This window comes from Posidoniimonas corsicana, assembly GCF_007859765.1.
GTDB lineage: Bacteria > Planctomycetota > Planctomycetia > Pirellulales > Lacipirellulaceae > Posidoniimonas > Posidoniimonas corsicana.
In genome coordinates this window covers 415,634-438,079 of the sequence record NZ_SIHJ01000004.1, presented here as the reverse complement: position 1 = coordinate 438,079, position 22,446 = coordinate 415,634, and the positions used below count along the sequence as shown (strand labels likewise).

General features: G+C 67.3%; 13 protein-coding genes. 7 read left to right on the top strand and 6 right to left on the bottom strand.

What is annotated here, in order from left to right; translation table 11 throughout:
- The 3 genes from KOR34_RS23125 to KOR34_RS23115 all read left to right on the top strand — a co-directional run bounded on the left by KOR34_RS23125 (position 1) and on the right by KOR34_RS23115 (position 4,972).
- On the top strand, positions 1-1,308 hold the full coding sequence (locus KOR34_RS23125) for a sensor histidine kinase (protein WP_146568493.1): 1,308 nt from the start codon (positions 1-3) through the stop codon (positions 1,306-1,308).
- 45 nt (positions 1,309-1,353) lie between these two features.
- Positions 1,354-2,388, top strand: coding sequence for a response regulator (locus KOR34_RS23120; RefSeq protein WP_146568492.1), 1,035 nt, complete (start codon positions 1,354-1,356; stop codon positions 2,386-2,388).
- Positions 2,389-2,572: 184 nt separating this feature from the next.
- A complete protein-coding gene (locus tag KOR34_RS23115) occupies positions 2,573-4,972 on the top strand; it encodes a PAS domain-containing hybrid sensor histidine kinase/response regulator (RefSeq protein WP_197531684.1) in 2,400 nt (799 codons plus the stop codon).
- Positions 4,973-4,984: 12 nt separating this feature from the next.
- On the opposite strand, the gene KOR34_RS23110 is transcribed toward KOR34_RS23115, so the two are convergent.
- Entirely contained in the window at positions 4,985-6,502 is a 1,518-nt protein-coding gene (locus KOR34_RS23110) for a sigma-54-dependent transcriptional regulator (protein ID WP_146568490.1), read from the bottom strand.
- A gap of 545 nt (positions 6,503-7,047) precedes the next feature.
- Complete coding sequence (locus KOR34_RS23105) at positions 7,048-7,215, bottom strand: DUF1328 domain-containing protein (protein ID WP_146568489.1); 168 nt, start codon at positions 7,213-7,215, stop codon at positions 7,048-7,050.
- Between the two features lie 447 nt (positions 7,216-7,662).
- On the opposite strand from KOR34_RS23105, the gene KOR34_RS23100 reads away from it, so the two are divergent.
- Positions 7,663-10,509, top strand: a complete 2,847-nt coding sequence (locus KOR34_RS23100; RefSeq protein WP_146568488.1) for a hybrid sensor histidine kinase/response regulator — start codon at positions 7,663-7,665, stop codon at positions 10,507-10,509.
- 48 nt (positions 10,510-10,557) lie between these two features.
- A complete protein-coding gene (locus tag KOR34_RS23095) occupies positions 10,558-11,817 on the top strand; it encodes a protein kinase domain-containing protein (protein WP_146568487.1) in 1,260 nt (419 codons plus the stop codon).
- A gap of 451 nt (positions 11,818-12,268) precedes the next feature.
- Here the strand turns inward: KOR34_RS23095 and KOR34_RS23090 are convergent, their stop codons facing one another.
- The 4 genes from KOR34_RS23090 to KOR34_RS23075 form a co-directional block, all read right to left on the bottom strand.
- The gene (locus KOR34_RS23090) at positions 12,269-15,109 is read right to left on the bottom strand and encodes a glycoside hydrolase family 2 TIM barrel-domain containing protein (protein ID WP_146568486.1); all 2,841 of its coding nucleotides are present in this window, start codon (positions 15,107-15,109) and stop codon (positions 12,269-12,271) included.
- The gene (locus tag KOR34_RS23085; RefSeq protein WP_197531683.1) at positions 15,106-17,364 is read right to left on the bottom strand and encodes a glycoside hydrolase family 31 protein; all 2,259 of its coding nucleotides are present in this window, start codon (positions 17,362-17,364) and stop codon (positions 15,106-15,108) included. Before KOR34_RS23085 ends, KOR34_RS23090 begins: the two co-directional genes overlap by 4 nt.
- Before the next feature lie 98 nt (positions 17,365-17,462).
- The gene (locus KOR34_RS23080; protein WP_146568485.1) at positions 17,463-18,851 is read right to left on the bottom strand and encodes a FecR domain-containing protein; all 1,389 of its coding nucleotides are present in this window, start codon (positions 18,849-18,851) and stop codon (positions 17,463-17,465) included.
- Entirely contained in the window at positions 18,848-19,417 is a 570-nt protein-coding gene (locus KOR34_RS23075) for a sigma-70 family RNA polymerase sigma factor (protein WP_197531682.1), read from the bottom strand. Before KOR34_RS23075 ends, KOR34_RS23080 begins: the two co-directional genes overlap by 4 nt.
- 510 nt (positions 19,418-19,927) lie before the next feature.
- Here KOR34_RS23075 and KOR34_RS23070 point away from each other — a divergent pair.
- Positions 19,928-20,491: a sigma-70 family RNA polymerase sigma factor gene (locus tag KOR34_RS23070; protein WP_146568483.1), complete on the top strand. Its 564-nt coding sequence runs from the start codon at positions 19,928-19,930 to the stop codon at positions 20,489-20,491.
- Positions 20,488-22,323, top strand: coding sequence for an anti-sigma factor family protein (locus KOR34_RS23065; protein ID WP_146568482.1), 1,836 nt, complete (start codon positions 20,488-20,490; stop codon positions 22,321-22,323). The genes KOR34_RS23070 and KOR34_RS23065 overlap by 4 nt, the downstream gene beginning before the upstream one ends.
- The last annotated feature ends 123 nt before the right edge of the window (positions 22,324-22,446 follow it).

The window sequence follows — 22,446 nt, the reverse complement described above, 5'->3', positions numbered from 1 at the left end:
ATGGACCCGAACTACCTTGCGCTGATCGGCGGGCTGGCCGTCGTGGCCTGCTTTGCGTTTGTGCTCCGACGGCGTGGGTCCGCGGCCTCTCGGGCGGCGGGCAGGCTCGCCAAGCTGGAGGCCGCTTCCAGCGACGCGCTGCTGTGGGTTTCGCGGTCCGGGGCCGTGCTGCAGTGGAACCACATCGCAGAGAAGTTCTTCAGCTCCGGCCTGCTCAGGCGGCGCGTCAGCCTCGACGCGCTGGCGACGCCGGACAGTGGCGCTGGCCTGAGCCGAAGGCTCGCGGAGTGCCTGTGCCTGTCGAGCGTGGAGAATGCCGCCCGCCGCGTCCGGTGCTCTGCCAACGGGTCGGACGGTCAGTCGTTCCCGGTCAGCGTCGACCTCTACCCGCTTGAGAACGAGCCGTGCTGTTTGGTGGTGATCGAGGACCAGACCCGGCACGAGGGTTCCGTGAAAGAGTTGCGCGACTACTCGCACCAGCTGCTGGCGACCAAGCAGGCCTTGCTCGCGCAGAACACACAGCTTGAGGAGACGGTGCGGCTGCGCACCGAGGAATTGAGCCGGGCCAAAGACGAGGCCGAGTCCGCCAACCAGGTGAAGACCGAGTTCCTGGCCAACATGTCCCACGAGCTGCGCACGCCGCTCCACGGCATCCTCAGCTTCTCGCGGTTCGGGCAGCAGCGGACCGGCACGGCGCCCGTGGAGAAAATCAGGGGCTACTTCACCCGCATCAACGCCAACGGCAAGGTGCTGCTGGGTCTGGTCGAGCAACTCCTCGACATGGCCCGGCTCGACGCGGGGTCCGAGACGTTCTCGTTCACCCCCTGCTCGGCGGCGGAGCTAATCGACGAGGTACTGCAGGAGTTCGGCTCCCTCGCCGAAGAGCGCGGCCTCGAGCTGTCGTGGTCCGCACCCGATGTGCCAGTAATGATCAACGCCGACCGGGAAAAGCTAGCCTGCGTGGTCCGCAATCTTGTCGGCAACGCGGTCAAGCACTCGCCCGACAGCGGAGTGGTGAGCGTTACTCTGGAAACATCCGATGAATCCGGTGCGTGCGTGTTGCGTGTCCGCGACCAGGGTCCCGGCATCCCGGAGGCGGACCTCGTGGCCGTCTTTGAGAAATTCTTCCAGTCGGACGCGGGCGCGCGACTAGGCGTGGGCGCTGGCCTCGGTTTAGCGATCGCCGAACGGATTGTCCACCAGCACGGGGGGGCCATTCGGGCCGACAACAACGAGGCCGGGGGCGCGGTGTTCACGGTCGAGCTCCCGATCCGCGCCGCTGCAAACTCCGAACCGGCGCCGGCCTAGCCGTCGGCGCCCCGAGACGTACAAGTTAGCCCTCAGGGAGAACGAATGAGCACGCCAGAAACAATCCTTGCGGTCGATGACAATGAGGTGAACCTGGAGGTCATCCAGGAAGCCTTAGACGGGTTTTACCGCGTCGCCACTGCGACCAACGGCGTTGACGGTATCGCCATCGCTAAACAGCTCCGGCCCCCGGTCGTGCTGCTGGACGTGATGATGCCGGGGCTCGACGGCTATCAGGTTTGCCGACAGATCAAACAGAGCTACGAACTGGAGGGCGTGCGCGTCATCATGGTGTCCGCTCGCGTCGCGTTGAGCGACAAGCTACGCGGCTACGACGAAGGCGCAGACGGCTACATCGCCAAGCCATTCGATGAGGAAGAGCTTCTCGCCAAGCTCGACTTCGCGATCCGCGCCCGGCGACTCGAGCAATCATGCGGGGCAATCGGCGACGTGCTCGCGTTCGTAGCGACCCTGCGTGACACCGGGCGCCTGAGCAGCCTTGACCGCACCAGGGCGTTTAACCACCTGTTGGCCGAGAGAACACTCGACGCTTCTCCGGAACTGCTGGAACGCCGCCAAGAATTCCTTGACCATTTGCACTACGCCTGCGTCCTGAAGGACGTTGGCATGCTCTCGATCCCGGTGCGAATCGCCGAGGCGGCCGACCCCATCACTCTCAGCCGCAACGACTACGAACTCCTCAAGGAGCACACCCTAATTGGCGGGCGTCTGCTCGCCCGGATGGCAAAGCAGCACCCCGACACAACGCTCTTCCCTATGGCGGCGGAGGTCGCCCAGTCGCACCACGAGCGGTTTGATGGATCTGGTTACCCGGAGGGATTGCGCGGTGATGAGATCCCGCTATCGGCCCGGATCGTAGCCGTTGTCGACCGCTACGAATCACTGCTCAACGCGGCGGGCCCCGGGTCACGGCCTGGACTTAATGCCCTGCACAAGCAACTCGCCGACGACCGCGGCAGCCTGCTCGACCCGGACCTCACTACGCGTTTCCTGCAAGTGCTGGAAGAACTCAATCGGGACTCTGCGGTTCCGAGCGAGACCCTGGAGCAATGGCACTGAGCAAAGGGGCAAGTCCCTTCGGGCCGCTACTGGTTTCGATCGAGCCAGCACGGCCGCGCGAGAACCACCGCCGATAGAAAGGGCGGTGCGTGGCTCCCCGCGTGGCTTCGCATGGCCTATAGTAGCTACTCTCCACGCTATCCTCCGCTCTGGACACGGACGCCCGCCCAGCGAGATCGACCACATGACCCCCGGCCACGAACCGTACGGGCAATCCACCGGGCTCCTCTCCGCAGTGATGGCGTCGTGCCGTGACGCCATCATCGCCCGCTCTTTCGACGGCCGCATTGAAGCCTGGAACCGCGGCGCCGAGGAGATCTACGGTTACTCCCAAGACGAGGCGATCGGCGAGAACGTTTCGCTCACCACGCCGCCAGACCGCAGGAGTGAGCTAAAGCGCCTGCGTGACGCGGCACGGGACGGCCAGGTTATCGAGAACTTCGACACGGTCCGAACCCGCAAGAACGGCGAAACGTTCCCGGTGGCAATCTGCGGATTCCCCATCAAGGACAAACAAGGGACCGCGGTTGGGTACGCCACGGTCGAACGCGACATCTCCGACCGGGTGCGTTCCGCGGACGAGTTGCGGCGGGCGCTGGCCGAGGCTCAGGATGCGACCGCCGCAAAGTCGCGATTCCTCGCCAACGCCAGTCACGAGCTGCGCACGCCGATGAACGCGATCGTTGGCATGACCGCGCTCGCCCTCGAAGAAGACATCTCGCTGGAGCTCCGCGACTACCTGGAGACCATCCGCGACTCTTCCGACGCGATGCTGCACCTCATCAACGACGTGCTCGACCTGTCAAAGTTTCAGGCGGAAGAGTTCGAACTAGACGAGACCCCCTTCAACCCCCGCGAATTGTTGGAAGGGGCCACCAAAGTGCTTGGTCCGGCGGCACACGCGAAGGGTCTCGAGCTGGTGTGCCACGTCGCCCCCGACGTGCCGTCACGACTGATCGGCGACCCGGTCCGCCTCCGCCAGATCATCACCAATCTGGTGGGCAACGCCGTCAAGTTCACCGCCGCCGGCGAGGTTGTGGTGGAGCTGACAGAGGTGGAGTCGCACCACCGTCGGTGCCGGCTGGCGTTCCGCATCGCGGACACCGGCATCGGCATCTCGGAAGAGGACCAGACCCGCATCTTCGCGCCATTCACCCAGGTAGACGGCGCCACCACGCGGCGGTACACCGGCACCGGTTTGGGGCTGACCATCACCCAGCACCTGATCCATTGCTTCAACAGCCAGCTGCACGTGGAGAGCGCGCCAGGCTCAGGGAGCGAGTTCTCGTTTGAGTTGACTCTCGCCATTGACGACCAACCCGCGAATCCCGACGCCGAATTGACCGCCAAGATGAAGGGGCTGTCGGTGCTGGTGGTTGACGACAACGAGGCCAGCCGTCAGACGCTAATCGAGCAATTCAACGCCTGGGGCATGAAAGCCCTAGCCGTCGACAGCGGCGACGAGGCCGTCTCGCAACTGCGTGCCGGCGCCCCCGATGGAGGCGGGTTTGACATCGCTGTCGTCGACGCGCTGATGCCAGGGATCGACGGCTTCACGGTCGCGTCGCAGATCGAATCCGACGACTCGCTCGCGACCAAGCCGATCATTATGGCGTCGGCCACCGACCGACTCGAGTTCAGCCGCCGCTGCGCGGAAGCCGGGGCGGCGGCCTTCGTGCAAAAGCCAATCAGCCAATCCCAGCTGCTGAGCGCTATCGGTCAGGCGACTGGCGCGGCCACTCTCGAAGGGCAGCGCAATCAGGGGCTGTTCGACAAGCCAAGCGTTCAGCCGCTCACCATCCTGCTCGTCGAGGACACGCCCGCCAACCGGAAGGTGGTGCAAACGGTGCTCAGCCGGCGGGGGCACCACATCGACATCGCCGTGAACGGCCGCGAGGCCATCGATGAGTTCCGCAAGAAGCCGTTTGATCTTGTCATCATGGACGTGCAGATGCCCATCATGGACGGGTTCCAGGCGACCGAGGCGATCCGCGAAATTGAGCGTGGCGATTCACGGCCGAGCACCCCGATCATTGCGATGACTGCCCACTCGATGCGGGGAGATCGCGAACGGTGCCTGCGCGCCGGCATGAGCAGTTACCTGTCAAAGCCACTCGACCTTGCGAAGTTGCTCAAGGTGGTTGAGAGCGTCGCCGATCGGAAGGACGGGAGCGTCGCGTGGCCGTCGAACGAAACGCCGCAAAAAGCGCCGAGCGAGCCGGATGCCGAGGCGCCGCCGAGCCGGCGACTGGTCGACTTGGACGCCGCGCTCAGCCGCCTTCGCGGAGACCGCAGCCTACTCCGCGACATGATTGGCTTCTACCGCGAGGACGCCCCGACTCTACTAACCGCGATCGCAGAGAGCCTCGAGGCCGGCAACCTTGCGACGCTCGAGCGGGCTGCGCACAGTCTGAAGGGGCTGTCGGCGAACTTTGATGCAGAAGCCGTGGTAAACGCTGCCCGCGACCTGGAGCTTGCCGCGCGAACCGGTGAAGAAGGTAAGCTCTCCAAACTGGCCGCCGACCTCACCAAGGCGGCCAACCAGTTGATGGATTTCTTCGAGGACTATTTGGGAGGCGAATAACCGCTCCCAGGCTCAGCTCTTGATCTTGATGTCCGGCCCAATCACGATCCCGTTGGAACGGATCTTGTTACGCAAGCTGCCGCGGGTGATTCCAAGAATCCGCGAGGCTTCCGACTGATTCCCGCCGGTGTGGCTCAGCACACGCGAGAGCAGTTGCTTCTCCATCGCCGCCAGCGTGGCCGCGTAGAGGTCGCCAGAGCCGGCTGCGATCTGCGAGCTGATGAACTCGCCAAGCCCGTTTGCAGCGGGCGAACCATTGGCTGGGGCCTGCTCTCCTTCGGCCACGTGCCCATTAGAACTGCCGGGATCCCCCTCGCCATGAGGCTCCGCGGCCGGGGCGGACTTCCTAGGCCGCATAGGGCCCGCGGTCACCTCTTGCGGCAACGCCGAAGCCATCAGCACCGGCCCGCTGCAGTGCAGCATCGCCTGCTTAACGACGCTCTGCATCTCCCGCACGTTGCCAGGCCAGTCGTAGTCGAGCAGGCGGCGCATCGCGTCGGGCGCGACGCCCTGCACCTCCCGCCCCAGCTCCTTGTTGAGCTGAGCGAGGAAGTGCTGCAGCAGCATTACCCGGTCGTCGCCACGATCGCGGAGCGGCGGTAGAGTGATCGTGTACCCGTTGAGCCGGTAGAACAGGTCGTTTCGGAACTCGCCCTCTTCGCACATCGATTCCAGGTCACGGTTGGTCGCCGAGACGATGCGTACATCGGACTTTATCGTGGTGTTGCCGCCCACGCGTTCGAAGGTCTGCTGCTGCAATAAACGCAGGACCTTGCTCTGCACGGCGGGCGACATGTCACCCACCTCGTCGAGGAAGATGGTGCCGCCGTCGCACTGTTCGAACTTGCCGATCCGGCGGCTTTCGGCGCCTGTGAACGCGCCTTTCTCGTGACCAAACAGCTCGCTCTCGAGCAGCGTCTCCGATAGCGCAGCACAGTTGACCGCGAGGAACGGCGCCTCGCTGCGGGCGCCGTGCTGGTAGATAGCTCGGGCGACCAGTTCTTTGCCGGTGCCGCTTTCTCCACGGATCAGCACCGGAACTGACTGCGGCGCTACGCGGCCGACCGACTTGAACACCTCCTGCATCGCCTCACAGCGACCCACGAACGCGTCCCCTCGGTCCTGCGGCTCGGTAAGGTCGGCCATACCAACGGGCACGCTCGCGAGCCGCCGCGACTCGATCGCGTGGCCCACCAGACGTTCGAGATTGTCGACGTCGATCGGCTTGGTGAGATAGTCGAAGGCGCCGAGCTTCATCGCTTCGATAGCGGTCTCGCTGCTGCCGGCCGCCGTCACGATGATGACGGGCAGCCGCGAGTCGATCTGCCGGATCAGGCGGAACGCATCCAGCCCCGACATATCGGGCAGCATCACGTCGAGCAGCACCGCGTCAGGTCGTTCCGCCTCGATTGCGTCCACGCCGCCGCGAGCGGTCAACGCGGGCACGACCTCGACGCCAGTGTCCTCGAGGGCCTTCGTTACCAGGTGGTGGACCGAACGGTCATCGTCAATGGATAGCAGGCGGGGCATTGGTCTGTCAGGCGTTCCTGTTCAAAACGGCTGTTTGCCGAGGTTTGTTAAAGCTAGCAGCGTCCCGTTGGGTGGGCACGCCTTGCGATGAACCCATGACGCATATGGCGTGCCGCTTACCAGTTCGAACGCCGAAAAGGCACTATCACAGCTGACCGCCACGCACCAATGGTCGCACAGCGACCACCTCGGTCGGTCACAAGCCGCCCGGCTTTATGTTAGTGCGTGCGTAGCGATCGACAACGCGGCTGCCCGCACGGAGAAAAGTGCGAGCAGCCTACGGCGATCACAGCAGCCCGGGGCACTCGCCACTCGCGACCATCGCGCAACAAAAAACCCCCCGCCGTTGGGCGGGGGGCATTTAGAATCTCGGCAGGCTTCGCTCGGACGAGTGCGGCGCATCTTCTCAGCCCGCACTCAAGCCAAGCTGCCTCTTTATTTTCAACGTGCCGACCGTATAGATGGTCATCCCGTAAAGCCCGGGAGCAACCCATTCCAAGGCCAGAACATCAAGGCTCTTATTTCACGGGAGCATTTGAGGTTGGCTAGACGGAGCCACGCAGTCGAGGCACGACCAAGCCAATCAGGAACAGCACCAGGAATACAAAGAACAAGATCTTCGCGATCCCTACGGACGCGCCGGCGATCCCGCCAAAGCCCAGGACACCAGCGATAAGCGCGAGCACCAGAAACGTAATGGCCCAACTCAACATGACTAAGCTCCTGTAGATCGAGTAGTTGTCAGGCCGTGTCACAGGGACCAACGACCGTTTGAAATAGGCGCTTCAACGAAGCTGGAGGAGCGAAATGCATATGGCGTGCCATTGAGGATCTGCAGCTAGTGCCATGTTGTTTTCGGCCGATTCTCGGCAAGGCAACGTTCAACTTCGCCCGTGAAAGGGCCGCTTCCGATCACTCCGTGACGCCAATGGAAGCAGTGTGGTTGCCTGACGGCCGTGGCCCTCGTGACCGAAATCTGTCTCGGCCTTCTTGCCATCCGACGAGCCAAGCTGCCCATCCGGGTTGGGCAGATCGCCAAACCCACCCGAAACCTGTGGATTCTGCCGGTCGGGTGGATAGAATGCAGGTGCGTCCTGCGGGTGGCGGCCGCACGGACGACGTGCTCTCTTCTGTGACGCGTCTAGTTGGAGGCGGAACGAATGCCTTCCGGCGATAGCTTCTCGGCCGACTGGATGGCCATGCTGCTTGGCCCGTCGCAGTCAGGCGATGCTTCCCCCCCATCCGGGCGTGACCCGACTCCGGCGAGCGTCACCAGGTCGATTCTGGACCTGCTGCCGGTAAGCCTGGTGGTGAAAGACGCGGCAGGTCGGCGGGTTTTCTTCAACCAGCACTACGCCGATCTACACAAGTCCAGCGCGGGAGAGCTGCTGGGCAAAACCGACAGCGACCTGTTCCCACAATCCGCCGCGCAGAAGTACCACGACGACGACCAACGCGTTCAGCAAACCGGTGAGGTGCTCCGCGGCGTCGAAGAGCGACGCGCGCCGGATGGGACGGTCAGCAAGATCGAGCGCATCAAGGGCCCGGTGCGCGACGCCAACGGCGATGTCGTGGGCGTGGCGGTGCTGTTCTGGGACATCTCCGATCAGGCGAGGATTGAAGAAGCTCTCGACCTGGAGCAGGACCTGATGCGGTCGCTGATGGAGAGCATCCCCGACTCGGTTTACTTCAAGGACCGTGAGAGCCGCTTCCTGAGGGTGAGCCAGTCTCAGTCGCAGTTGTTCGGGCTCAGCAAACCCCAGGACGCGATCGGCAAGACCGATGCGGATATCTTCTCCGTCGAGCACGCCCGGCAGGCGCTGGAGGACGAGCGTCGCATCATGGAGACCGGCGAGCCAATCGTCGCCCAGGTCGAGAAGGAAACCTGGCCCGACCGAGACGACACGTGGGTCTCTACAACCAAGATGCCGCTCCGGAACAACCAGGGCGAGGTGGTGGGCACATTCGGGATCTCGCGCGACGTCACGGAGCTCAAGCGGATGCAGCTGGAGCTGGTCGCCGCGCGGGAGATGGCCGAGGCCGCCAACCGTGCGAAAAGCGATTTCCTGGCGAACATGAGCCACGAGATCCGCACGCCGATGAACGGCATCATCGGCATGACCGAGCTGCTCCTCAACACCGAGCTCACCGACGAGCAGCGCGAGTACCAATTGCTGGTGCAGCGGTCGGCGGACTCGCTGCTGGCGCTGTTGAACGACATCCTCGACTTTTCCAAGATCGAGGCCGGCAAGCTGGAGCTCGAGCACCTGCCGCTGGAGCTGCGGGACACGCTCGGCGGCACGCTGCACACCCTCGCCGGGCGGGCCGCCCAGAAGGGGGTCGAGCTGGCGGTCCACATCGTCCCCAGCGTGCCGGACCACCTCGTTGGCGACGCCTGCCGGCTGCGGCAGGTGGTGGTGAACCTGGTGGGCAACGCGATCAAGTTCACAAGCGAGGGCGAGATCGTCGTGCGGGTGACCCCGGTCGAGGTCACCGACGATTCGGCGACCCTCCGCATCGCGGTGTCGGACACCGGCATCGGCATCTCGCCCGAGAAGCAGGCCCACATCTTCGAGGCCTTCACACAGGCGGACGCGTCGACCACCAGGCAGTACGGCGGCACCGGGCTGGGGCTGGCGATCTCTGGGCAGCTGGTGCAGCTGATGGGCGGCAGCCTGTCGGTCCGCAGCGAGCCCGGCATCGGCAGCACGTTCGAGTTCACCGCGACCTTCGACCGCGCTGAAGAGACGCCCGAAGCCGCCGCGGCGACGCTCTCCACCCTGCACCAGCTGCCGGTGCTGGTGGTCGACGACAACCACACTAATCGGCTTATCTGCACTGAGATGCTCTCCAACTGGGGCATGAAGCCGACCGCCGTGGAGAGCGGCGAGAGCGGGATCCGCGAGTTCGACCGGGCCGCCGGCGGCGGCGCCGGATACCGACTCGCGCTGGTCGACGTGATGATGCCCCAGATGGACGGCTTCGAGATGGTGCGGCGGCTGCGCGAGCGCCCGGGCGCCGAGTCGATGGCCGTGATCATGCTCTCTTCCGCCAACCGGCCCGAGGACCGGGCGCTGGCGGACGAGCTGGGCGTCGCGCGGTGCATGACCAAGCCGGTGACGCAGTCGAACCTGCTCAACGGCATCACCAGCGTGCTCGGCACGGCGCGGGTCGACGACTCGCCGGCCAGCAGCCTCACCGCCGACCGCGACGGGGAGTTCGCGCCGCGGAAGATCCTGCTGGCGGAGGACGGGGTCGTGAACCGCAAGGTCGCGGTGAGCCTGCTCCGCAAACGGGGCCACGACGTCACGGCCGTGGAGGACGGGCGGATGGCGGTCGACGCGGTCCGCGTCCAGCGGTTCGACCTGGTGCTCATGGACATCCAGATGCCGGTGCTCGACGGCTTCGCCGCCACGGCCGAGATCCGCCGGCTGGAGGCGGACACGGGGCGGCGGCTGCCCATCATCGCCATGACCGCCCACGCTATGAAGGGCGACCGCGAGCGGTGCCTCGACGCGGGCATGGACGACTACGTCTCGAAGCCGTTCCGCCCGGCGGAGCTGTTCGCTGCGGTGGAGAAGGTCCCGCCCAGTCAGGACCAGCCCGACGGCGATGCGCCCACCGCCGCGGTGGGCGGCGCCCCCGCGGCCCCGGCGCCGGTCAGCAACGGCGCCCGCCCCTTCGACTACGACCGCGCGCTGGAGAATGTCGGCGGCTGCGAGGAGATGCTGGCCGAGATGATCGACCTGTTCGCCCAGGAGTGCCCGAAGCAGATGGCCGACGTGGAGGAGGCCTGGCGCGCCAGCGACAGCGAAGCGCTCATGCGCGCCGCCCACACGCTGAAGGGCTCGGTGGCGTTGTTCGCCGCGGGCGAGGCCGCCGCGGCCGCCAAGCGGGTCGAGTTCCTCGGCCGGGACGGGAAGCTCGACGAGTTCGTGGACGAGTGGGCGGGGCTCAAGCGACACGTCGACCAGCTGTTGACCACGCTGCAGGACGCCAAGCCGTAGGACCGGGAACCACGCCGGCCGCCCGCCGGCCGCTGAAGGAACGCCGACATGAAAGTCCTCATCGCCGAAGACAACGCGATGTACCGCGCCGTCCTGTCGCGCAACGTCGAGAACTGGGGCTACGAGCCGGTCGCTGTCGAGGACGGGAAGCGGGCGCTCAAGCTGCTCCAGCGCGAAGGCGCCCCGCGGCTCGCGATCCTCGACTGGCAGATGCCCGGCATGGACGGCATCGACGTCTGCCGCCACGTCAAACGCAACCCCGACCACCCGTTCACCTACGTGGTGATGCTCACCAGCCGCGACGCCCAGGAGGACATGGTGGCCGGCCTGAACGCCGGCGCCGACGACTACCTCACCAAGCCGATCGACCCCAAGGTGCTGCGGAGCAAGCTGACCGCCGCCGAGCGGATCGTCAAGCTCGTGCCGCCCAAGGAGTGGGCCGTGCCCCGCATCGACGGCTACGAGGTTCAGAAGCTGCTCGGCAAAGGGGTGTTCGCTTCGGTGTGGAGGGCCATCCGGCAGTCGACCGGCGAGCCGATCGCGCTGAAGATCATCCGCGTCGACCTCGCCACCGACGACGTGTTCGGCCGCTTCGCGCAGGAGATCGAGCTCATGGAGAAGCTCGACCACCCGAACATCGCCCGGATCTACGACAGCCAGATCGACAAGAACCTCGGCTACTACGCGGTGGAGCTGCTGACCGGCGGCACGCTGGAGCAGCACGTCCAGGACAAGTCACCCAAGCCGGCCGTGCTGCTGCACCTGATCTCCAAGGTGTGCGACGGGCTGGACCACGCGCACAGCAAGGGCGTGGTGCACCGCGACCTCAAGCCGTCCAACATCATGATGACCGGGACCGGCGAGCCCAAGATCGTCGACTTCGGCCTCGCGCGGTTCATGTTCGAAGCGGCCGAGCACAACTCGGCCGTGCACTCGATGGAGGGGAGCGTCATCGGCACGCCGCTGTTCATGTCGCCCGAGCAGGCCCGCGGCGACACCGACCACCTCGACGGCCGCGCCGACATCTACGCGCTCGGCATCATCCTGTACGTGATGCTCGTCAGGAAACACCCTCACAAGGTGAACCAGCACAACCGCTGGGAGACCATCCGCGAGATCGCCGAGGGCCGGGCCCGCCGCCCCAGCGAGATCCGCCCCAACTTCAACGCCGACATCGAGCGGATCCTGATGAGGGCCCTCGCCGAAAAGCCCGAAGACCGGTACGAGACCGCCGGCCAGTTCGGCGACGCCATCCGCGGCTTCCTCGAGGAGCTGATCCGCCGCAAGCGGCAGAAGAGCAGCAGCTGACGCGTCACCCCGATCGCCCGCTTACGCGTCCGGCCCAGTCTTGTCCGATTCGTTTTGTCCAAAAACACGCGCGGAGGGGACAAAACTCCGGGCGTAATTTCCCCTCGGACGGCGTTTTAAGCTTGTATAGCAGCGTCTCCTCAGGTGAGATGCGATCGTGGGCAGGGGTTTTGTCCGATTTCCGTTTCGCAGTGGACAGAACGTACAGAAGCCTACCGGCCCAAGGGCGTTCTCCCCGACCGCGCAGCAGCGACCACAGTCGCCAGCGGAGACGATGGCGGCCCTCGCTGCGTGTGCGGTAGCACACCGTCATTAGAGCACTGCGGGTGGCCGGTTTCTACAAGAATCCACGCCCCTGCATGCGACGCCGTCCCTCAGCCGCACGGTGGTCCTCCACCGTGGGCGCCGTGCAAGAGCTTGCACGGAGATCGCTACGGCGTTCACCGCCGAGCTACTCCGCGGGGCGTCCCGCGGACAACAAGACCGACGCCTCCGGCAGGCCGGGCGTGCTGACCCGCAGCGACAGGTTGCCCCCCAGCCCCTCGTCCGCCCGCACGACGATCACCGCCTGGCCATGGAACAGGCTCACCCGGTTGTCCTGCAGCGGGTCAACCGACAACGGGTCGCCGGCGTCGGCGCCGGCGATCCTACCGGGGCCAACCAGACTCAACGCAAGGGCGTTGTCGGCCAGGGGGCAGACGTTCCCGTCCGCGTCGACCGCGGACACCGTGATGAACGACACGTCCTCGCCGTCGGACACGATCTCCGCCCGGTCCGGCGTGAGCGCGAGCCTCGCGGGCGGGCCGGCGGTGCGGACCGAGGTCGAACCGATTTCTTGACCGTCCTTGTACGCAACGGCGCGCAGCTCGCCAGGCTCGTAGGGCACCTCATTCCAGCGCAGCCGGTAGTCGTAGGTCGGCAGGTAGTACTCGGACTCGAAGTCATCCGCGTACGCCGCGAACCGGTCGAGCGACGGGCTGGCGCCTTCCAGGCACGGCCCGAACACCACACGCAAGCGCTGAGCCGTGGCGTCGGTGCGGACGATCAGCTCGTTCACCCCGCCCCAACGCGGCTCGAGCGACGCCCGCTTAGCGAAGAGGGTCTCCCACGCCTCGCCGTCGTCGCTCGCCTCGACCCGCAGGCCGTACAGCTTCGACTCCTTGGGGAACTCGAGCACGATCGTGCGCAGCGGGCGCGGCTCCCGCAGGTCCACCTCGAACACGGGCGACGGGTCGTCCGGCTCGGGTCGCCACCCCCTGCCCTGCCCCGCCGCGAGCGCATCGCCGGCCGGCCGGCCGTCGGCGTGGGTGCTGGCGGTGGCCGAGGCCGACGCGGCCAGGTCCTCGAGCGCCGCGGGCCGTTCGCCCTTGTTGCGGACGCCTAGCGAGCGGCCGTTGAGGAACAGCTCCGCCGAGTCGCCGTTGGTGTAGACCGTCACCGGCACGCCGACGCCCTCCAGCCCCGACCAGTTCCAGTGCGGCGCGAGGTGCACCGTGGGGACATCCGGCCGCCAGTGACTCCGGTAGAGGTAGTAGCGGTCCTTCGGCAGTCCAACCAGGTCGACGATGCCGAAGTAGGAGCTGCGGGCCTGGGACGGGAACGGGGTCGGCTCGCCCAAGTAGTCGAACCCGGTCCACACGAACTCGCCCGCCAGGTAGCTGTCCTTGCGGAGCCGCTCGAACTCCACCTCCGCCAGGTCGGACCACGGGGCCGACGAGAACTCGTAGGCGTTCACCTGAGGGACGCTCGGGTAGTCGCACTTGGAGTTGGGTAGCGGGAGCTCGTACCACCCGCGGGTGCTCAGCGCCGAGGCGGTCTCGCTGTACAGGATGGGCGTCTGCGGGAACCGGTCGCGGAACCGGGCGTAGCGCCGCTGGTAGTTCCAGCCGGTCAGGTCGAGGTCGGCGAGGATGTCCGAGTCGGCGGTCTGGGGGATGAAGCAGCCGAGCGCCACGGGCCGCGACGTGTCGTGCACGCGGAACGCGTCGCGGGCGGTCCGCAGCCGCTCGCGGGATTTTCCCTCGGCGTCGTACGGCTGATTGCCGATCTCGTTGCCCACCGACCAGACGACCACCGACGGGTGGTTGCGGTCGCGGCGGACCAGGCTGGCGGCGTGACGCTGCATGAAGCCATCAAACCCGGGCTCGCCGTCGACACGCCCGGCGGTGCCGTCCCACTTGTCGAACAGCTCGTCCCACACCACGATCCCCCGCTCGTCGCACAGGTCGAGCACCTCCTGCGCCGGCGGGTTGTGGGCGGTGCGGAGCGCGTTGACGCCCATCTCCTGCATGATGTCGAGCTGGCGTTCGGCGGCGCGGCGGTTGAACGCGGCCCCGAGCGGCCCCAGGTCGTGGTGCAGGTTCACGCCCCGGATCTGAACGCGGCGGCCGTTCAGCCAGAAGCCGTCGTCGGGCGTAAACGCAAACTCCCGGACGCCGAACCGGGTCTCCCGCCGCTCGACCGTGTGGCCCGCGACGCGGAGCTCGGTCTGCGCGGTGTACAGGGCCGGGTCGTCGACGTCCCAGCGGCGCGGGTCGGCGAGGCGGAACCGGTGCTCGACGACCGCCTTATCGTGCGCGACGACCTCGACCGACTCGGCCGATTCAGACGCCACAGCGCCGTCGGGCCCGACCAGACGCACCACCACCTCGGCGTCGCGGTTCTTCGCCTGATGGTTCTCCAGCTCGCTGGCCACCACGACGACCGCCTCATCGTCGGAGATTGTCGGGGTGGTGATCTGCGTGCCGTGGTGGCTGAGGTGCAACGGGGGGCTGACCACCAGCTCCACCTGGCGGTAGATCCCCGCGCCCGGGTACCAGCGGGAGTACAGCCTGGTGGTGTCGACGCGGACCGCCACCACGTTGGCACGGCCGAACCGGACGTGGCGGGTGATGTCGACGCGGAACGGGGTGTAGCCGTAGTCCCACTCGCCCGCCAGCTCCCCGTTGACGTACACCCGCGGGGACGCCATCACGCCGTCGAAGTCGAGGTAGACCTGCGAGCCCTCCTCGCGCCGGTCGAGCATCAGCCACTTGCGGTACCAGCCCACCCCACGCCACGGCAGCTTGCCGGTGCCGCCGTCCCCGTTGGGGTCGAACGGGCCGGCGATCGCCCAGTCGTGCGGGGTGCGGACGTCCTGCCACGCGAAATCGTCGAAGACGACCTGCTGGGCGTCGGCCGGGTCGCCCCGGTGGAACTTCCAGCCACGGTTGAAGTCTTGTTCGCGGGCCTCGGCCTGAGCCGCAGAGAACAGGACGAGCAGGCCGACGGCCAGAGCGGAGTGCGTCCTCATTGTTCCCCCACGCCAGGCTCAAAGACGGTGGTCTCGACGGCGTCCCAGTCGATCTCGCCGGTGTGCTGGGCCACCGGCGCCAGCGGGAGCTTGGCCCCCCGCCGAACGAGCACCACGATGGGGACGCGTCCCGCGGTGATGGTATGCCACGCGGACCCATCGTAAGGCTTGCCGGTTTGGTAATCGACCCACTGGCCCGGCGGGAGGTACACGGAGCGGCGCCGCCCGTCGTCAAAGAGCGGGGCCACGAGCAGGTCTTCGCCCAGCATGTACTGGTCGTCGATAGTCCAGCTTGTGGGGTCTTCGGGGTAGGCGAACAACAGCGGCCGGATCAGCGGCGCGCCCGCCTCCCCCGCCGCCTTGGACTGGGCGACCAGGTACGGGATCAGGCGGTACCGCATCTCGATCGTCTCGCGGAACAGGTCGACAAACTCCGGGTCGTACTCCCACGGCTCGCGGGGCGGCGCCCCGTGGCACCGCGTGTGCGAACCAAGCGCCGCCATCGCCAGCCACCGCGCGTAGAGCTCGCGCGGCGCCCGCTCGACGAACCCCCCGGCGTCGTGGCTCCAGTAGGTGAACCCGCAGAGCCCGAGCGACAGCCCCGCCCGGAGCGAGGCCGCCATCGCCGAGTAGGTGTTCTCGGCGTCGCCGCCCCAGTGCAGCGGGTACCGCTGGCTGCCGGCCCACGCGCTGCGGGCCCAGATGATGCGTTCGCCGTTCGCCTCGGCGGTCAGATCCGACACGACGCGGTTGTAGCGCAGCGGGTAGAGGTTCCGCTCGTGCCAGCCGGTGCGGCCCGATGCGTACAGCCCGTCGAGCGGCGCATCCTCGCCGAAGTCAACCTTGATCGCCCCGACGCCGAGCTCGAGCAGGCCACGCAGCTTCTCCGTGTACCACGCCACCGCGTCCGGGTTGGTGAAGTCGAGCACGCCGTCCTCGGCGGGAACGCGGCCGCTGCGGTTCTTGACGAACAGCCCCGCCCGACGGGCCTCGTCGTACAGGCGGTTCTTGGAAGTGAAGTACGGCAGCTGCCACAGGCAGACGCGGAAACCGTCGTCGCGAAGGTCGGCGATCATCTGGCGGGGGTCGTCGAAGCGGCTCGCAGAGAATTGGTAGTCGCACTGCCAGTCGGTCTCGAACCAGCCGGTGTCGAGGTGCACCACGTCGCACGGGATGCGGTGCTCGCGCAGCTTCCGAGTCACGTCGCGCACCTCGTCCTCGCTCTTGTACGTGATGCGGCTCATCCACAGGCCGAACGACCAGAGCGGCGGCTGCGGGCTGCGGCCGGTGAGCGCCGTGTACTCCTCGACCACCTGCGCCGGGTCCCCGACGAACAGGAACAGGTCGAGCTGCTCGTCGCCCACGTACGACACGTTGGTGGCGTCGAAGTCGCGGCCGAAGTCGAACGTGGTCGGCGTGCTGGTGTGCACGAACACGCCGTAGCCGCGGCTGCTCAGGTAGAACGGGATCGGCTTGTACATCCGCGGGGACTGGGCGCCCATGGCGTCGCAGGTCATGGCGATCACCCGCTGGCCCCGCTTGTCGAAGCGGGTGAACGACTCGCCGCAGCCGAAGATCCGCTCGTCGTGGGCGAGCGCCGTGGCCGCCGCGAACGAGCGGCTCATGTCGCGGCCGCTGCGGGCGAAGGAGAAGCCGGGCGGCGCCGAGAACGACGCCGGCTCGCCCAGCCGCCGGGTCGACGTGAGCTCGTTCCCGGAGGCGTCGCAGAGCGTCACCCGCCAGGGCTTGAAGGATACCTTGATCACCGCGTGCGGGCTTTTGTAGACGACCCCGCCGTCGGTCCGCTCCGCCTTCCACTCGCCGCCGGGCTGCGGCGGCGCCGTCAGCATGGGCGACTCGCTGGGCTCGATCGGCAGGTCGCGGGCGTTGAGCCGCAGGCGGATCGTGCGGTCGCTTACCAGCGTGAGCTCGAACGGGAGCACGGGGTCGCGGTCGTACTCGGAGCCCGGGAACTCGGTCGCCTCGGCCCTCGCCAAGGGGGTGTCGATCTTGTTGAACGAAAGGCTCGGACGCCGCTCGTGGCGGCGCCAGCGGATCGCCCCCTGCCCGGAGTCGGCGTCGTAGGCGACAAGATCCTCCGCGACAAAGTGCGTCGCGTACGGCGCCTGGAATTCGTCCGCGACGTCCACCAGGTCGCCCAGCGTCTGGCCGTGCGAAGGCGCCCCAGCCCCGAACACGGAGCAGGCGGCAAGCGTAGCAATCAACAAGCGTCGCATCGGCAGGGTGCGTGTCATGGTTGTCGCATCGTGGTTGTCACGTCGTGGTGTGCTGGGCTGCGACGCGGCGGCCGCGCACGCCGCGTGCGGCGCCGCGGGTTCGAAGGGGCGGCCGCTCAGCGGGGCGTCGCGGCGACGCCGTACATGGCGCGGGCCTCTCGGCCGTCGCCGACCGACCCCAGCAGGACGACTTCGCCCGCCCGGCAGCTCCGGCGCCAAACAGAAAAGGTGTTGTCGATGCTGCGGCCCGCGCCGGACTCGACGGTGAAGCCCGGGTTGCCGTGCCAGGCGTCCTCGTCCAGGCCGACCAGCTCGCCGGTGTCCTCGAACGCCGCCTTCAGCCAGGCCGGCGCCGCGACCCGCTGGTCGAACAGCACATACAGGTTGGCGTCTTGGGCGATTTCTAGCTGGATCGCGAGCTCGCCCAGGTAGCGGAAGTCATTGACGGTGCGCACGTACTCGGCGCCGCGCAGGAAGTCGGGCAGCCCGCTCTCGTCGATTCCGTTCCACTCGTGCGGGTGGTCGACGTAGGCCGGGGCGTCCTCGACCAGTCCGCCGGGGAGCACCTGGTAGTAGCTGACACTCTTGCTCGCCCAGAGGTTGTCCCACACGGCCGAGATCAGCGTCTCGTGCCCCGCGGGCCGGCTGGTCGACCAGCCGTTGCCGGTCCAGTCGCCGTGCACCTGGAACACGCGTTCCATGGCGCCGTCGCGGTCGATGCGCGCCGCCTCGCCCTGCACCAGCCGCCGCTCGAACGGCTTGGCCGTGTTGCTCGGAAGGGACTTGAGGTCAACCTCGCCCTCGAACACGACGACGTCGGTCTTGCCGTTAGGCTCGCGGGCCACGCCGAACCGGGTCCCCAGGTCCACCACCCCAACGTCCGGCGTCTCGATGGTGAATCCCCGGGCCCACCGCGGCACCTGCGCGGTCGCCTGGCCGTGCGTCAGCCGCACCCGCATGCCGGAGAGCACCTCGCACTCCGCCGGGCCGGTAATGTCCATCTCCACGCCCGAGGCGAACTTGATCGCCAGCGACCCGGCGTCGATGCCGAGCACGCCCGGGACCAGCCCGTCGGCGTCGACCACGGCGGAGGTGTTGGTCGCCAGCCGCAGGTCGGCGCCCGGCGTGATCTGTCCGATCGACGCGGTTGCCGCCCCGCCGCGGGGCAAGGCCGACCACAGCATCACGCCGCCTAGGGCGGCCGCTAGCGTGACGATCCACACCCCCCAGGCGCGGCGCGAGACGTCGGCCCGCGGCGCCGGCTCGGCCACCGCGGCCGGCCCGCACAGGCTGCCCGCGTCGTCGCTCGAGGGCCGGGCCATCTCCCACTGCAGCAGGCTGTGCACCCGCAGCTGCTCGGCGACCGCGGGACGGAGGTCCGGCCGCTGGTCGAGCAGCTCGCGCAGCTCGAGCGCTTCGTTGTCGGTCTGAGCGCCGCTCAGTGCGATGTCCAGGAGCTTCCTGAGCCGCAACTCGTCGGGCGGGTTGCTAGATGGTTCGTTCATCGCGTCAGGCCCTCGACGGTCCCGGGCAGCCGCGCCTCGATGCACTTGGCCAGCGACCGCCGGATGCGGTAGAGCTGCGCCGACACCGAGTTGGGGGTCAGGCCAAGGCGGGCCGCCAGCGTGTTGACCGACAGCGCGCCCTGATAACGCTCCGTGACCAGCTTGCGGTGGTCGTCGGGGAGCCGCTGCAGGCAGTTGCGGAGGGCGCCGAGACGCTCGTCCGCGCCGACCGGATCGGCGTTGCAGTCGTCGCTCAGCGCCTGGACGAACTCGTCGCTGAACACCAGCCGCGACCGCCCCCGCGCCTTGCGGTGGGCCAGCACCCGGTTGTAGGCAAACTTCATCGCCCAGGGCAGGAAGGGCCGCTCGAAGTCAAACAGGTCCATGTTGGACCATAGGTCGATGTTCGTGTCCTGCACCACGTCCGGGGTGGCCGAGCTGCCGGCCAGGAGCATGTTGACGTAGCAGTAGATGTCCCGCTGGTGGGCGGTGAGCATCTCCATAAAACGTCGGCTGTTGTCGTCCGGCACCGGGCTGGCCCCGCTAGAAAAGGCGATCGCAGACAAGACGGCCTCGGCTGGTCCCCGCAACACTTCAAAGGGTCCGCCGAGTGCTATTACTGAGCCGCACGCCGCGAAATCTGACGCGAAAACCGCCCATCCGCTTAAAAACCCGCTCTCTGGCAGGACGGGCCCGGCAACGCGTCTGCCCGACATCGCCGGTTCGCCGGCGACTGGCACGGCTGCTCTCGATTCTACCAACCGGTCTCACACGCCGACCTGGCGTGGGCAGCAAGTGGGCAAGCGTCAGCGACGCTAGGGAATTTCGAGCCCGCGGCTTAAGTGTGGCGCCTCCGCGATTCTTGCACAGGACCGCATAATCAAGGCTAAGCCTTTGAACTGCAACAACTTACCCCCTTCTGACGGAGCGTTCAGGGGACGTCTGAAGACAGATCAGGGAGATATTCTGCATTTCCTGGTACTAATCCCGAAGTCGGCGCGCATTACAACAGAGTCAGAGGGGAACGGCGTCGCTCGACGCCTGGACCGACAGGTGACTCACGAGGCCACAGGCGGATGGCGTCAAACGAAGACATCTCCAGCGACCCAACGGGCGACCGCGACCTGCGCGTGCAGTTCGCCAGGGTGTTCGCTCAGAACGACCGCTGGCTGTACGCGTACCTGGTGTCGCTGCTCGGGTCGCCTACCGACGCGGAGGAGGTGTTCCAGGAGGTCTGTGTCATTTTGTGGCGTGACTACGACCAGTTCGACCCGGACACCAGCTTCATGAAGTGGGCCAGCGTGATCGCCCATTACCAGGTGCGCCGCTTCCGCAGGACACAGAGCAAGCAGGCGAAGCCGCTGTCGGACGCGGTGGTCGACCTGCTCGCGGACGATGCCGTGGCCAAGGCGGACCTGATGGACTCGCGGCGGCTGGCCCTGCACGACTGCCTAAAAAAACTCCCCCCATCGGACCGCGAACTCGTGCGGAACTGCTACTCGGACACCCGCCAGTCGATGAAGACGGTCGCCGAGCTGCTCGGGCGGCCGGCCAACACTGTCTACAAGGCGATGAACCGGATCCGCCGGTCCCTGCACGGCTGTATCGACCGCAAGCTCTCCGCGGAGACGCTGGCATGAGTCACCACAAAGCCCAATCGGCCGAGCTGCGGCGCCTGCTCGACGCGTTCTGCAACGGCGAGCTGCCGGCCGAGAGCGTCGATCGGTTCAACGAGCTGCTCGAGAGCGACCCGCTCGCCCGCGAGACCTACCTAGAGTACCTGTCGGTGGAGGCCGAGCTGCACGCGGTGCACGGCGCGCGGCCCCAGTACTCTGCCGCGTCCACTGCGGTTGCTTCCTCCGAGCACGAGCCGCACACCCGCACCGCCGCGGTGGGACGCACCGGCTGGCTGGCGATCGCCGCTTCGCTCGTCGGGGTCGCGGTGCTGTCGAGCCTCGTCACCTCTACGCTCGACGGGCCAACGGCGCCCACAGTCGACGACCGGGTCGCCGCGGCGTCGCCAGATGAGTCGACTCCCACGCCCGTGGCGGTGATCTCCGCGACCCGCAACTGCCGTTGGCACGACCCCGCGAGCCAGACCGGCTTCGGTTCGAAGGTGTACGCGGGCCAGCGGCTCGACCTCGAGGCCGGCATCGCCGAGGTCACGTTCGACAACGGCGCCACGCTGCTGCTGGAAGGCCCCGCTTCGCTCAGCATCGACGACGCCAAGGCCGCCAGCCTGGAGAGCGGACGGCTGTCCGCCCGCGTGCCGGGCGACTCCTCGTGGTTCTTGGTCCGTTCGGGCCGGATCGGAGTCGGCGGGGTCGCGGCCGGCGGCGCCACCATGCCGCCCGCTCAGGCGGCGGAGTTTGGCCTGCTCTCCGACGGGCTGGGGGGCGGCGAGGTGCACGTTTTCGACGGGTCCATCCAGGCCCACCTGCTCAACCAGGCGGGCGACCAGCTGCGCACGGTCCGGCTGAACCCGCGAGAGGCCGCCAGGGTGCAGCCCGCCTCGACGACGGTCGCCCGGTTCCACGCCAACGACGACCGCTTCGTTAGATCCCTGTCGGCCGGTGCCGGCCCCCACGGGGGCCTCTACGCCTACGAGGGGTTCGACTACCCGGTGGGCCCGCTGTCGTGGCAGAACGGCGGGTTTGGCTGGGCCGGCCCGTGGGCCGACATTGAGACCAACGACCCCGCCGGCGGCGAACCCACCAACCAGGTGGCGAAGCAGAGCCTCGCGTTCGGCGAGGTGCGGCAGATCGGCAACCAGGCGGTGCAGCTCGCCCAGTCCAACCGGATCCGCCGGGTGCTGAGCACGTCGATCGGCGGCGTGTTCGACGCGGCCGGGCTGGTGGAGAACCGGGACGGCCACCGGCTGCTCGGCAAAGAAGGCAAGAGCATCTACGTCAGCTTCCTGCAGCGGGTCGACCGGACCAACGACGTCTTCTACGGGTTCGAGCTCAACCGCGGCGACGGCAACGCCAACCGTGTGCTGTGCGTCGGAAACGGCGCCGAGGGGGCTGGCTACGGCGTCACTTCGAACTACAACGCCTATGGGGCCTCGAACTACCCGTCGCTCGGCGAGGAGAACACCGACGCCAACCTGATTGTGGTCCGCATCGACTTCCGCGACGACGACCGCGACGAGGCGGTCGTTTACCGCAACCCGACTTCGCTGATCGATGAGTCCGAGAACAAAGTTGACGCGCGGCTGCGGGGCAACTTCGCCTTCGACCGCATCAGCCTCGGCAACTTCGAGGGGCAGAAGATCCACGAGGTCGACGAGGTTCGGGTCGGCACCAACTACCGGGCGGTGACCGGCCAGCGGGACCACATCCGGAACAACCTGACGCGGCCGGTCGCCCGTATCGGGTTGCCGGTGGCTCCTGACCGCTTGGCGGCGACCGCCCCCCGGAGCCTAGCTCCTTGGAACACGGGGCTGCTCCTGATCGGACCGACGGTGCGGTGACACTTACGCCCGAACAGGCACGGCGGCTTTTCAACTCGACTCTTCCAACCAACATCGACTTACTGTCCGTGGCCTCGTGTGGAGGCCGTGGTGCGGCGGGGCCGGGCGACCGGGCAAGTTGAG

Bases quoted from the DNA above. Each gene is read 5' to 3' on its own strand.
- KOR34_RS23120 (WP_146568492.1), top strand. From the start codon at position 1,354: ATGAGCACGCCAGAAACAATCCTTGCGGTCGATGACAATGAGGTGAAC.
- KOR34_RS23095 (WP_146568487.1), top strand. From the start codon at position 10,558: ATGAAAGTCCTCATCGCCGAAGACAACGCGATGTACCGCGCCGTCCTG.
- KOR34_RS23090 (WP_146568486.1), bottom strand. From the start codon at position 15,109: ATGAGGACGCACTCCGCTCTGGCCGTCGGCCTGCTCGTCCTGTTCTCT.
- KOR34_RS23110 (WP_146568490.1), bottom strand. From the start codon at position 6,502: ATGCCCCGCCTGCTATCCATTGACGATGACCGTTCGGTCCACCACCTG.
- KOR34_RS23065 (WP_146568482.1), top strand. From the start codon at position 20,488: ATGAGTCACCACAAAGCCCAATCGGCCGAGCTGCGGCGCCTGCTCGAC.
- KOR34_RS23080 (WP_146568485.1), bottom strand. From the start codon at position 18,851: ATGAACGAACCATCTAGCAACCCGCCCGACGAGTTGCGGCTCAGGAAG.
- KOR34_RS23085 (WP_197531683.1), bottom strand. From the start codon at position 17,364: ATGACACGCACCCTGCCGATGCGACGCTTGTTGATTGCTACGCTTGCC.
- KOR34_RS23125 (WP_146568493.1), top strand. From the start codon at position 1: ATGGACCCGAACTACCTTGCGCTGATCGGCGGGCTGGCCGTCGTGGCC.
- KOR34_RS23105 (WP_146568489.1), bottom strand. From the start codon at position 7,215: ATGTTGAGTTGGGCCATTACGTTTCTGGTGCTCGCGCTTATCGCTGGT.
- KOR34_RS23100 (WP_146568488.1), top strand. From the start codon at position 7,663: ATGCCTTCCGGCGATAGCTTCTCGGCCGACTGGATGGCCATGCTGCTT.
- KOR34_RS23070 (WP_146568483.1), top strand. From the start codon at position 19,928: ATGGCGTCAAACGAAGACATCTCCAGCGACCCAACGGGCGACCGCGAC.
- KOR34_RS23115 (WP_197531684.1), top strand. From the start codon at position 2,573: ATGACCCCCGGCCACGAACCGTACGGGCAATCCACCGGGCTCCTCTCC.